Annotated in this window: 12 protein-coding genes; all 12 read right to left on the bottom strand. The window is 65.7% G+C overall.

Annotated features, from left to right (window positions below; translation table 11 throughout):
- Positions 1-74 precede the first annotated feature (74 nt).
- The 12 genes from E6C48_RS13605 to rpoZ all read right to left on the bottom strand — a co-directional run bounded on the left by E6C48_RS13605 (position 75) and on the right by rpoZ (position 12149).
- Positions 75-869: an anti-sigma factor family protein gene (locus E6C48_RS13605; RefSeq protein WP_136358053.1), complete on the bottom strand. Its 795-nt coding sequence runs from the start codon at positions 867-869 to the stop codon at positions 75-77.
- A complete protein-coding gene (locus tag E6C48_RS13600; RefSeq protein ID WP_136358051.1) occupies positions 866-1384 on the bottom strand; it encodes a sigma-70 family RNA polymerase sigma factor in 519 nt (172 codons plus the stop codon). The genes E6C48_RS13605 and E6C48_RS13600 overlap by 4 nt, the downstream gene beginning before the upstream one ends.
- A gap of 143 nt (positions 1385-1527) precedes the next feature.
- On the bottom strand, positions 1528-4317 hold the full coding sequence (locus E6C48_RS13595) for a DUF2339 domain-containing protein (protein WP_230978760.1): 2790 nt from the start codon (positions 4315-4317) through the stop codon (positions 1528-1530).
- A gap of 56 nt (positions 4318-4373) precedes the next feature.
- Positions 4374-5147, bottom strand: coding sequence for a DNA repair protein RecO (gene recO / locus E6C48_RS13590; RefSeq protein ID WP_136358049.1), 774 nt, complete (start codon positions 5145-5147; stop codon positions 4374-4376).
- Positions 5148-5287: 140 nt separating this feature from the next.
- Positions 5288-6235, bottom strand: a complete 948-nt coding sequence (gene era / locus E6C48_RS13585; protein WP_168734530.1) for a GTPase Era — start codon at positions 6233-6235, stop codon at positions 5288-5290.
- On the bottom strand, positions 6208-6924 hold the full coding sequence (rnc, locus tag E6C48_RS13580) for a ribonuclease III (RefSeq protein WP_136358229.1): 717 nt from the start codon (positions 6922-6924) through the stop codon (positions 6208-6210). Before rnc ends, era begins: the two co-directional genes overlap by 28 nt.
- Entirely contained in the window at positions 6924-7673 is a 750-nt protein-coding gene (gene lepB, locus E6C48_RS13575) for a signal peptidase I (RefSeq protein WP_136358227.1), read from the bottom strand. Before lepB ends, rnc begins: the two co-directional genes overlap by 1 nt.
- Positions 7674-7751: 78 nt before the next feature.
- A complete protein-coding gene (gene acpS / locus E6C48_RS13570) occupies positions 7752-8165 on the bottom strand; it encodes a holo-ACP synthase (protein ID WP_136358045.1) in 414 nt (137 codons plus the stop codon).
- Entirely contained in the window at positions 8162-8749 is a 588-nt protein-coding gene (locus E6C48_RS13565; protein ID WP_136358043.1) for a DUF2062 domain-containing protein, read from the bottom strand. The genes acpS and E6C48_RS13565 overlap by 4 nt, the downstream gene beginning before the upstream one ends.
- A gap of 22 nt (positions 8750-8771) precedes the next feature.
- Positions 8772-9350, bottom strand: a complete 579-nt coding sequence (gene pyrE, locus E6C48_RS13560) for an orotate phosphoribosyltransferase (protein ID WP_136358041.1) — start codon at positions 9348-9350, stop codon at positions 8772-8774.
- Positions 9351-9398: 48 nt separating this feature from the next.
- Positions 9399-11642 (bottom strand): RelA/SpoT family protein, encoded by a 2244-nt coding sequence (locus E6C48_RS13555; RefSeq protein WP_136358039.1) that lies wholly within the window; start codon positions 11640-11642, stop codon positions 9399-9401.
- A 108-nt stretch (positions 11643-11750) separates the two neighbouring features.
- Complete coding sequence (rpoZ, locus tag E6C48_RS13550; RefSeq protein WP_136358037.1) at positions 11751-12149, bottom strand: DNA-directed RNA polymerase subunit omega; 399 nt, start codon at positions 12147-12149, stop codon at positions 11751-11753.
- Between the last annotated feature and the right edge of the window lie 195 nt (positions 12150-12344).

Here is a 12344-nt window from a genome sequence, read left to right as displayed (position 1 = left end):
CTATCGCGCTTGAAATCGGGCTGAATTGTGGCGCCCTCTCCGACCCTCAACTGCCATCCCGAAATCGACGGCCTTCACGAGATCATGCCCGCGATGAGCTGCTCGTAGGCCCGTTTGGCCACCTCGCTCAGACGGTTGTCCGGAAGCGAGCCGACGACCGCGCAGCCGTAGCCCTTGTCGAGCCAATAGACCGCGCGAGGCCCCTCGCCGGACTGCGCGTAGATGCCCTTGCCATGCGCTGCCGGCTCTGTCGTGACGAACAGCGAGATGCGGTTTCCTTCCGCATCCTCGTAGAGCAGCATGGCGGCACGGTGCCCACCCGCCGGCAGCAACCGACCGCCGACAAGCTGGAAGCCGTCGTCGCTCAGGTTGGGCGCGACCAGCTTCATACCGATGCGGTTGGACAGCCAGGTTTCCATATGATCCAGGTCGCTGGCGGGGACCTCGACGGCATGGCGCTTCTCGGCGGCATAGACGACATGGGCCGCGATCGCCTCCTCGGCCAGCTGATCCTGCGCGCTGTCGTCATGTGACCCGCCTCCCAGCGAAGCGGCGACGTAGCCGCCGGCTCCGCCAACGGCCAAAAGCAGGGCGGCAGCCGCGGCCAACCACCAGCGCGGGCGCCGGCGCTCTACCACCACGGGCTTTTCACCGAGCGCGGCGCGCGTCAACCGCGCCGGGACCGGCTCGTCGAGAACGCCCGCGAAAGCGGAACGCAATGCCTCGGCATCGCCGGCATAGCGGGTGCGTCTGGCCTGCATGTCCGGGTTGGCGGCCAGCCAGGCTTCGTAGCCGGCGCGATCCTCGCCCGGCAGTTCGCCGTCGAGCGCCATGTGGATATCCCGCTCGGTGAAATCGCGCCCACTCATGATTCGACGATCCTGATGGCGCGGCGACGGGATGAATCGTCCAGCAATCCGCGCAGTTCCTCTCGACCGCGGGCGATGCGCGACATCAGCGTTCCGGCCGGCACGCCAAGGATGTTGGCGGCCTCGGCATAGGAAAAGCCTTCGATCGAGACCAGCACCAGCGCCGCGCGGCGATCAGGCCCGATGGCCTGCAAGGCGTCGAAGATCTCGCGCGAGGCGGCGTTGCCGAACTGCTCGGCGGGCGCGGCAAGCGCCTCGTCGGCATCGAGCGGCAGCATCGCCGTCTCGCCGCGCCGGCTCACCTTGCGCATCCGGTCGATAAACAGATGATGCATGATCGTGAACAGCCACCTTCGGGGGCTTTCTCCGCTTTGCCAATTGTCCAGCCGGGTGAGCGCGCGTTCGAGGCAATCCTGGACGAGATCGTCAGCACCGTCGCGGTCGCGCAGCAAAGCGCGCGCATAGCGCCTGAGGCGCGGTATCTCGCTGACGATCGCTGCCTTCCTGTCGTCCATCGCTGCCGTTTACGCCCGCGCCTGCCCGCCGCCCGCTGCTACCGCCGATTGAACGCCGGTTCGTCGCCCGTCGCAAGATGCGGCCTTAGCTGCATCCCGCGCGAGAAGACAACGAACGCTGCGGCGCATTTATTCCCGGCTCATCAGGTGGCTGGTTCTCCGCTGCGGCGCGCCGCACTGGTCAACAGCTTCTGATAGAACAGGCCGATGCCGATCAGCACCGCGCCCAGGCCGATGAAGGAGAGCGCCCGCAGCACGCCTTCCAGTTCCGACATATCGAACAGGAAGACCTTCAGCACCGCCGCCGCGATCAGCGCCGCCGAGGCGATGCGCAGCACCTGCGAGCCGAGCCGGACGCCGATGGCCAGCACGACGACGCCGAGCAGCAGCCAGAGCGCGGAGTAGCTGTAAGTTTCCACCTGACCTAGCCCGCTCCACAGGCCGATATATTCGCCCTTGAAGAAGCGGCGCACCGACAGCGTCGCATAGACGAAGGCGAGCAGGGCCGCCGTCAGCGCCAGCATGGCCGAATACCATTTCGGCCGCTTGTCGCGAACGTAGAGAGCGAGCAGCCCCGCCGCGATCGCCGGCAGCAGATAGGCCAGGAACAGAAGGTTGAAGACTGGGATGGAGCCGGTCGATTCGTCGGTGAACAATGGGTTGAGCCAGAGGAAATGGCTGCCGGCGATGGAGGCCACCGACAGGACGCCGATGGCGAGCGAACCGTAGCGCAGCACCGAACTCGGCGAGCGCATGTCGATCGAAACGAGGATCGCGGCGAAGCCCAGCGTAATCAGCGTATAAATCGCCTGTTCGGCCAGCGTCAGTGCGCCGTCGTCGATAACGCCGCCGTGCATGGCGTGGCGAACCAGCATGGCAAGCAGCAGAAGCGCGAAAAGGGCCGCCGCCGCTTCCATGGCAAGCCGAGGGCGACCGGCCGTCGTGCGCGCAAGCTGCCAGGCGGAGGCGGCGAAGGCGAGCGCTGGAATGCCGTAGCCCGGCAGCAGCCAGTTGAAGACGGGCGTGCGCGACAGCGCGTCGGCGCCGACGATGGTCGGGTCGAAGGCGACGCGCGCCAGAACGGCCACCGCCGCACCGACCGAAAGCCAGCCGAGCACCGGCCAGGAGCGCTTGCGCGTCGCAACGGCCGGCACGACGACGGCGGCGGCCGCGAGCACGGTCGTCAGGCCCGAGCCGAAGGCCATGTGCAGGAAAAGCAGCGCGGCGAGACCGGCGCCGATCAAGGCGAGGCAAACGGCGCTGCCGCCCGCCAACGGCGGCTGCTCGGCCCGTGCGATCCATTCGCTGCCGGCGACGAAGACGATGACCAGCAGCGCGGCGATGGCCGCGTAGAAGTAGTCATGATCGATGTTGCCATAGGTGACCCAGAGCGTCAGCACGACGACCAAAGGCACGGCGACGGCCCAACCAGCCCATGTCGCGGCCCAGGCCGGAACGGCCGCCGCCAGACGCCGGGCGCTCCAGAGCCCCGCCGCAAGGAAGAGGACGCAGAGAACAGCGCCGAGGCGCAGCATAATTCCGCCGTCGATCACCGCACCGTCGAACAGCGGTTCCATGCCCTGCCCGGGAATGAAGAAATCGCCGCCGAAGTCCGGGTAGAAAGCGACGAACGGCACGACGCCGAGAAACACCAGAACCGCCGTCGCGCCCGCCGCATGGACCAGCGCCAGCGCCGGCTGCCGATAGAGCGCGACCGCGAGCATGGCGGCGATCAGCAGCACTCCGGTCCACATTGCCGGCGTTCCGGCCAGAGCAGGCGCATAAAACAGTGCCAGCACCGAAAGACCGATGAACAGGCCGGGCGCAGTGGACGGCAGGTCGAAGCCGCCCTGCCCCGTTTGCGCGCGTCCCAGCCAGGCGAAGGCCAGGACCGCCAGCGTGACGAGGCCAGCGAAGGTCAGGATGCGATAATCGGGATCCGGCGCCTGCCCGACATAGAGCAGCGTCCACAGGCCGATGCCGACGAAGGCGGCCGTCATCAGGAAGGTCCACGCTCTGATGCGCGCGACGAAGCCGGCGGCCGCCAGAACGATCGCCAGATAGCCGAACAGCGCCCAATCGTTGCGCGATTGCGTATCGATGAGCAGCGGCGTCGCCAGCGCGCCGAGCAGGCCGATGCCGGCCAGCGCCTGGCCGTGCACCAGCGCCAGCGCGATGGTACCGATGGCCACGGCTCCAAGCAGGAGGAAGGCGGCGGTCGGGCCGATGAAGCCATAGACGGCGTGCGCGGCATAGATCGTGCCGAACAGGACGAAGGCGCCGGCCGCCGTCAGGATTGCCGGAATGTAGGCGCTTGCCGCGCCCTCAACCGGCATTTTGAAGCCGGTACGGCGGATGAATTCGCCGCCGCCGACCAGCACGAGGCCCAGCACCGCCGCCATGGCAAGCCGAACCTCAGGGCCGAAGACGCCCGCCTCGATGGTGTAGCGCACCAGGAACAGGCCGCCGAGAGCCAGCGCCAAGCCACCTACCCAGACGGCCCAGCGGGTGCCCAGCGCGGTTTCGATGTCGCGTGCCTTCGGCGTCGGAGCAGCCGATTGGGCAGGTGTCTCCTGCCGCTCGGTTTCGGCTTGCGCCGGCGGAGTCGTCTCGGTCGAAACGGCCGTCGCCATGGCGGGAACCTTGGCCCATGGACCGGGAACCGGCGCGCCGGCCTGCTCGGCCACGGCTGCATCGGCTACCTCATGCAAAGTTTCCGGCTCGGCATCGGGCTGTGCCGAGGCCAGTTCAGTCTCTTTCGTCTTGGCGGATGCCGTGGCAGCGCCGGTCGCGGGCACGCCCGACAGGACCAGCCCGCGCAAGGCGGCCAGCTCGCGCTCGACCCGGTCGAGCCGCTTGCGTTGCCGCGACAGGATGACGAACAGCGCGACGATGACGGCGAGGCCGATCAGGCTATCCAGTATGGTGGTCATGGCAGTTCCCTCAAACCGTCATCGAATGGTGCGTATCGGCGAGAAAATCGCCCTGGTCACGCAGCACTTTCCCCGGATGCGGCGCCGTCGGCCGATTTGGGCGCGGCATGATGGCGGATAAGCGCGGCCAGAAAGCCGGCGCGCGCGCCCGGCTCCTCGATGCCGCGCGGCTCATAGACATGGCGATGCAGGAAAAAGCCCGTCAGACGGAAGGCTTCCGCCACCGCGACCGGATCACCGCGCAGGCCGGCGCCACGGCGCAGGAAGGCCGGCAGCGCCAGCATCCTGTCATGCCACGGCGCGCCCGCCTCACGCGACACGGCGCGGCCCGATTTCGGCGAGACGTAGACCAAATCGCTGCTCGTCCCAGTCGCCGCACACTGCGTCAGGTCGAGGCCGTAGCCGAGTTCGTCCAGCACCAGAAGCTCGAAGCGCGCCACCAGCTCGCCGGCCGCATCGGGATCGTCGAGATGGCCGAGCATGACGCCCAGAGTCTCGTAAACCGCGTCGTGCGGATCGCGTTCGGGCAAAAGGCGCAGATGCGCTGCGAGAAGCTGGATGCCGTAGACGGCGATTGCGCTGTCCATCAGGCGCGCGGCGTTCATCTCCAGCGCCTCGGCCTGGAACAGGCCGAGATGCTCGTCGAGCCGGGCGCGCCACACCAGATCGACGCGGTTGCCAGGTTGCAGCACCGGCTGGAGTTTGCGCGAGCGGCCGCCGCGCACCAGCCCCATGTGGCGTCCGTGCGCGCGCGTCATCACCTCGAGAATGGCGCTGGTTTCGCCATGCCTGCGGGTGCCCAGGATGATTCCCTCGTCGCGCCACTCCATGGTCGGAACTTCGACGGCTTCGGCGGCGAAATCAAGGTCTGCCAGAGCAACGGCGTTCTGACGAACGCAGCCGGCTGCTCCAGCTGTTTTCCAGCCGCATTTGTGCGGACGCCAGACGATTCCGTCGGCTGCAAAATGCTTTAATGCGGGAACTCCAGGCCCATCTCGCGGTAGCGCTCGGGATCGTCGCCCCAGTTCTCGCGGACCTTGACGAACAGGAACAGGTGCACCTTCTGTTCGAGGATAGCGCCGATCTCCTTGCGCGAGGCCTCGCCGATGGCGCGGATCGTCTCGCCCTTGTGGCCGAGCACGATCTTTTTCTGGCTGTCGCGCTCGACATAGATGACCTGCTCGATGCGCACCGAACCGTCCTTCTTCTCCTCCCACTTCTCCGTCTCGACATGGGAGGAATAGGGAAGCTCCTGATGCAGGCGCAGATAAAGCTTCTCGCGCGTGATCTCAGCGGCGAGCTGGCGCATCGGCAGGTCAGAGATTTGATCTTCCGGATAATACCAAGGCCCTGCCGGCAGCGCCTCGGCGAGATAGTCGAGCAGGTCCTTGCAGCCGGACCCAGTCAGCGCCGACACCATGAAGGTTCGCTCGAAGGCGACGCGCTCGTTGGCCGCCTGCGTCAGGACCAGCAGCGCCTCCGGCTTCACCCGGTCGACCTTGTTCAGCACCAGCACCTTCGGCTGGCGCACGTCGGCCAGCCTGTCGAGGATGGCGTCGGCGTCGCCCTTGATGCCGCGTTCGGCGTCGATCAGCACCAGCACCATATCGGCGTCCTTGGCGCCGCCCCAGGCCGTCGTCACCATCGCGGTATCGAGGCGCCGGCGCGGCTTGAAGATGCCGGGCGTATCGACGAAGACGATCTGCGCCGCGCCATGGGTGGCGATGCCCCGCACCAGCGCGCGCGTCGTCTGCACCTTGTGGGTGACGATCGACACCTTGGTGCCGACGAGTTGGTTGACCAGCGTCGACTTGCCGGCATTGGGCGCGCCGATCAGGGCGACGAAGCCGGAACGGGTCGAAGGCTGGGCGGCGGCTTCCTCGGCAGCGGTCATCGAGAGGTTCCTTCCGCGCTCCATACGCCTTCGCGCACCAGAAGCGCCGCTGCGGCGGCCTCCTCGGCCGCCCTGCGGGAACCGCCCGTGCCGGTCGAGGGCTCAAAGCCGGCGACCCGGACCGACACGGTGAAGACCGGCTGATGGTCCGGTCCTTCGCGCCTGTCGATAACGTATTCGGGACGGGCGTCGCTCGTCCTGGCGATCCATTCCTGCAATTCGGATTTCGGGTTCGGCGGCTTGGCGACGACCGTGTCGATGCGCGGCTCCCAGCAGCGCAGGATGAAGCGCCGCGCGGCATCCAGTCCGCCGTCGATGTAAATGGCGGCGATCAGCGCCTCGACCGCATCGGCCAGGTAGTTGCCGCCAGAGCCGCGCGAACGGGCCTTGAGTGCTGCGTCGGCGCGGATCTCGTGCTCCAGGTCCAGCTCAAGCCCGACCTCCGAGCAGGTCCGTGCATCGACCAGGGCATTGAAGCGCGGGGCGATCTCGCCCTCCCGGGCATCGGGAAACCGGGCGAAGAGCATGTCGGCGACGACGAGGCCGAGCACGCGATCGCCCAGGAATTCGAGGCGTTCGTTGTTGGCCTTGGCCTTGGCGGCGCTGGAATGGGTAAGCGCGGTTTCCAGCAGGCGCACATCCTGGAACGCGTAGCCCGTCTTGTCGGCTATCGCTCTCGCCAGTGCCTCGCCGATCGGCCGGTTCAGCGCCATCACCTGACGAAGTGGAACAGGCGCGAGGCGCGCATGTCGGACGGCCATTTCCAGATCTCCAGCGGGCTGGCGCCGTCGGCTATCGAGAAGAAGATGATGTTGGCGCGGCCGACAAGGTTCTCGGCCGGCACGAAACCGACGGTGAAGCGGCTGTCGCTCGAATTGTCGCGGTTATCGCCCATCATGAAATAATGGCCCGGTGGCACGTCGAATTCACGCGTGTTGTCGCCGATGGAATTGGGCGACAGGTCGAGCGTGTCGTAGCTCACGCCGTCGGGCAGCGTCTCGCGGTAGACGTCGACCGGGCGGTTGACCTCGGTGATGTCGGGATTGTCGATCTGGCCGACCTTCTCGCGTGGCACACCGACGCCGTTGATGAACAGCTGGCCGTCCTTCATCTGGATGCGGTCGCCCGGCAGGCCGACGACGCGCTTGATGTAGTCGATCGACGGATTGGGCGGGAACTTGAAGACGACCACGTCGCCGCGCTTCGGCTCCGCGCCCCAGATGCGACCGGAAAACAGGTTCGGGCCGAAGGGCAGCGAATAGCGCGAATAGCCGTAGGCCCATTTGGTGACGAACAGATAGTCGCCTTCCAGCAGCGTCGGTCGCATCGAACCGGATGGGATGGAGAAAGGCTGGAAGAACAGCGAGCGGATGACCAGCGCCAGGAGCAAAGCCTGGACGATGACGGAAACCGTCTCGCCAAGGCCTCCGGATTTCTTCTCGGACTTGTCCGCCGCGCTCATGTCGTCCTCTTTCATGGTCTGGCTCTATAAGGGCTCGGCGCGCGGCCGGCAACGTTCAATGAGACGGGCATGGTCCTATCACTGTGGCGCTTGTGCGGCCGGCAGGGCCTCGATGATCACAAAGGCTTGAGCAAGCGGATAGTCGTCGGTCATGGTGAGATGAATCGCCGCCTTGTGGCCCTTAGGCAGCAGGCGGGCCAACCGGGTCACGGCACCGCCGGAAAGCTCGATCGTCGGCCTGCCGCCGGGCTCGTTGACCACGCCCATGTCCCGCCAGAACACGCCATCGGCGATGCCGCAGCCCAGCGCTTTGGCGCAGGCCTCCTTGGCGGCGAAGCGCTTGGCATAGGTGGCGGCGCGATGCGCCCGCCCTTCGGCGCGCGCCTGCTCGGTTTCGGTGAAAATGCGCTGGACGAAGCGCTCTCCGTGCCGCTCGAGCGATTTCTCGATGCGACGAATGTCGATTAGATCGGAGCCGATGCCGACGATCATCGTGCTGCGCTGCCGACGTCGTGGGTGCCGGTCTGGCGCAGGCGCGTCTTTTCGGCGAGGCGGCGGCGCCTCTGCTCACGGAACGCCGCCATGCCCCAGCGGGTCAGGGCATAAAACAGCAGGCCGAAGACCAAGCCTAGCAAGATCGCGCCGATGGTCAGCGGTTTCAGCACCGGGACCCAGAGCTGGGCAAAGCTCAAGTTGTGCATCATGGCGCTGAGACGGGCCGGCGGACCATGCGTGACGTGGTGGTGCAGGATAAGCTTGCCCGTTTCCCAGGACGCGCCCCACAGAAGCGGCACGGTCAGCGGGTTGCCGCCGACAGCCGCCCCCAGCAGGGCGGCCACGAGATTTCCGGCGATCAGCCAGCAGACCGCTGCGGCGATGAGGAAATGCAGGCCGAGCGGGAAGAAAGAGGCAAACACGCCGGCCGCGACGCCGGCCGCGACCGCATGAGGCGTGGCGTTCAGCCGCAGGATACGCTTGGAGAAATATTGCAGCGAGCGCGAAAAGGAGCGGCGCGGCCACAGCCACAGCCGAACCCGCTCGCCAAGAGATTCCGTTTTCCTACGCCTGAACAGCATCCGCCCGACCGCCCTTCTCACCTCATATGTTGCGGCTACCCGGTTTAACCGCCGGTATGGCCGCCAGTTCCGGCGGCAGGGCGTCAGCCGGATAGGCTGGAACCTCATATTCGGCGAGCGCGATCAGCGGCACGCCGACATCGGTCTTGCCGGCGGAACGGTCGATGATGCAGGCCGCCGCCACTACCTCGGCGCCAAGCCCGCGCAGGCATTCGATCGTCTCGCGGATCGACAGGCCGGTGGTGACGATATCCTCGACGATGACGACGCGCGCGCCCTTCTCCATGTCGAAGCGGCGTAGCCTGAACACGCCCTGCTCACGCTCGACCCAGATCGCCGGCACGCCGAGGTGGCGTGACGTCTCGTAGGCCGGGATCAGGCCGCCGATGGCTGGACCGACCACATAGTCGATACGGCCGGACACTTCCGCGCGGATTTTTTCGGCAAGCGCCTTGCAGAGCCTTTCCGTCTTGTCGGCATGCATGAAGACGCGCGCCTTCTGCAGGAAGACGGGACTGCGGAGGCCGGAAGTGAGAATGAAATGCCCCTCCAGCACGGCACCGGCGGAGCGGAAGACGGCCAGCACATCCTCCGTGCTCATTGCGCTGCCGTTTCCCGTCTGGCCGTTGTGCATCGTTGCGTCCTTGTCCTAACCGTTCACGCGCTTGGCGTCGCTGACGCTGGAGTTTTCCTTGAGCTGCGACAGAAGCCGATTGAGGTGCTTCAGGTCCCACACTTCGAGGTCGAGCAGCATCTCGGTGAAATCCGGCGCGGTGCGGATCATCGACAGCGTATGGATGTTGGCGTCGTTGGATGCAACCACCTGGGCGATATCGGCAAGCGAACCCGGCGCATTGATGGCGGTAACGGAGACACGGGCGGGAAAACGCTCCTTATTGTTCTCGTCGATGTCCCAGCGCACATCGATCCAGCGTTCCGGCTGGTCGTCGAAGGCGGTCAGCGACGGCGACTGGATCGGATAGACGGTGATGCCCGAGCCCGGCTGCATGATGCCGACGATGCGGTCGCCCGGCACCGCGCCCTCCGGCGCGAAACGCACCGGCAGGTCGCCCCGCACGCCGCGGATGGGAACGGCCGAATCCTCCGGCCGCTTGGTCTTGTCGCGCCGCGAGCGGCCGGGAATCTGGAACAGCATGCCGGCGGCGTTGCGGATGCGCGACCAGCCTTCTTCGCGCTGCTGCTTGGGTGCGACGGTGACGCGCTCGTCCTTGTAGTCTGGGAACACTGCCTTCAGGACGTCCGAGGAAGCGATCTCGCCGCGGCCCACGGCGGTCAGCACATCCTCGATGTCCTTGCGCGCCAGCCGGTGCAGCACCGGTTTCAGGCTCTCCTTCGAAAAACGCTTGCCGCCGCGCTCGAAGGCGCGCTCCAGGATGCGGGTGCCGAGCCCGGAATACTGCTTGCGGATGGCGTTCTTGGTGGCGCGGCGGATGGCCGAACGGGCCTTGCCGGTGACCACCACAGATTCCCACGCGGCCGGCGGCACCTGCGCCTTGGAGCGGATGATCTCGACCTCGTCGCCGTTCTTCAGTTCCGTCATCAGCGGCATGATGCGGCCGTTGACCTTGGCGCCGACGCAGGAATCGCCGACATCGGTGTGCACCGCATAGGCGAAGTCGATCGGCGTGGCGCCACGCGGCAGCGCGATCAGCATGCCCTTCGGCGTGAAGCAGAACACCTGGTCCTGGAACAGTTCCAGCTTGGTGTTTTCGAGAAAGTCCTCGGGATTGTCGCCCTCTGACAGTTGTTCGATGGTGCGCCGCAACCAGGCATAGGCGTTGGTGTCCTTGGAGATCGTCGGAGCGACGCCGTTGGTCTTGCCGTTGCCTTCCTTCGAGCCGAAATCCTTGTAGACCGAATGGGCGGCGACGCCGTATTCGGCGATCTTGTTCATCTCATGGGTACGGATCTGCAGTTCGACGCGCTGGCGCGACGGCCCCACGATGGTGGTGTGGATGGAGCGGTAGTCGTTCTGCTTGGGCGTCGAGATGTAGTCCTTGAAGCGGCCCGGCACCATCGACCAGGTGGTGTGGATGGCACCCAGCGCGCGATAGCAGTCCTCGACGGTGTCGACGACGACACGAAAGCCGAAGATGTCGGAAAGCTGCTCGAAGGAGAGCGCCTTGGCCTCCATCTTGCGGAACACCGACCAAGCCTTTTTCTGGCGGCTGGTGACGGTAGCGTGGATGGTATATTTCTCGAACAGCGCCGACAGCGATTTCTCGATCTCCGCCAGCACGCCCTTGTTGCGCTGGAATATCTCGGCCAGCCGCTCGGTCACCGTGCGATAGGCTTCCGGATTGACGTAGCGGAAGGCGATGTCTTCCAGTTCCTCGCGCATGCCCTGCATGCCCATGCGCCCGGCGAGCGGCGCATAGATGTCCATCGTCTCCTCGGCGATGCGCAGCCGCTTCGCTTCCGGCATATGGTCGAGGGTGCGCATGTTGTGCAGGCGGTCGGCGAGCTTGACCAGAAGCACGCGCACGTCCTCGGAGATGGCGAGCAGCAGCTTACGCAGGTTCTCCGCCTGCTCGGCCTTCTTGGAGACCAGGTCGAGCTTCTTGAGCTTGGTCAGCCCCTCGACCAGCTTGCCCATTTCGGGACCGAACAGTTCGTCGATCTCGGCACGGGTGGCGGTGGTGTCCTCGATGGTGTCGTGCAGAAGCGCCGTGGCGATGGTCGCCTCGTCCATATGCATGTCGGTGAGGATGGCGGCGACTTCCAGCGGGTGCGAGAAATAGGGATCGCCCGAGGCGCGCTTCTGATGGCCATGCTTCTGCATGGCATAGACATAGGCCTTGTTGAGCAGCGCCTCGTTGACGTCAGACTTGTAGCGCTGGACGCGCTCGACAAGCTCGTACTGACGCATCATGGGCGGTTTCTCGCGGAGCAGAAATAGAACATGCGCCGCAAGACGTTACGGCGCATGTCATAAATAGCTATGAACGACGCGGCACGAAAGTGCCGCAACCATCCAAGATCAGAAGTCGTCGCTCTTTTCCGGCGGCACGAGGCCTTCGATACCGGCCAGGAGATCTTCTTCCGACATGCGGTCGAAGGCGATGTTCTCTTCCGGCTCGTCGACATCGGTGGCGGTTGCCGCGGTCTGGTCGGCGATCGCCTCGCTTTCGGGCGCTTCCGGCTCGTCCACCTCGACATGCTTCTGCAGCGAGTGGATCAGGTCTTCCTTGAGGTCGTCGGGCGAAAGCGTCTCGTCGGCGATCTCGCGCAGCGCCACGACCGGGTTCTTGTCGTTGTCGCGGCCGACGGTGATCGGCGCGCCCTGGCTGATCTGGCGGGCGCGGTGGCCGGCGAGCAGAACCAGCTCAAAGCGGTTGTCGACCTTGTCGATGCAGTCTTCAACGGTTACGCGGGCCATTCAATGCCCCTTTCATGCGTTGGATGTAACGGAAAGTTGGCGCGCTCCATAGCGCGGATGCCGCAGAAAAACAAGCTTTACGAGCCCTGCGCCGACGGGTAGCGGAAAGGCCGCGATCACAATCGCTTGCGCGGCATTGTGGCGGCTTGGATTGCCATGATCATGGCATTATTTCAAAACTAGATTGTTTCGTAG

It is taken from the genome of Ollibium composti, from assembly GCF_004801285.1.
Classification (GTDB): Bacteria; Pseudomonadota; Alphaproteobacteria; order Rhizobiales; family Rhizobiaceae; genus Mesorhizobium; species Mesorhizobium composti.
The sequence above is the reverse complement of the archived record's forward strand: the minus strand, read 5'-3'. Positions and strand labels throughout refer to the sequence as shown.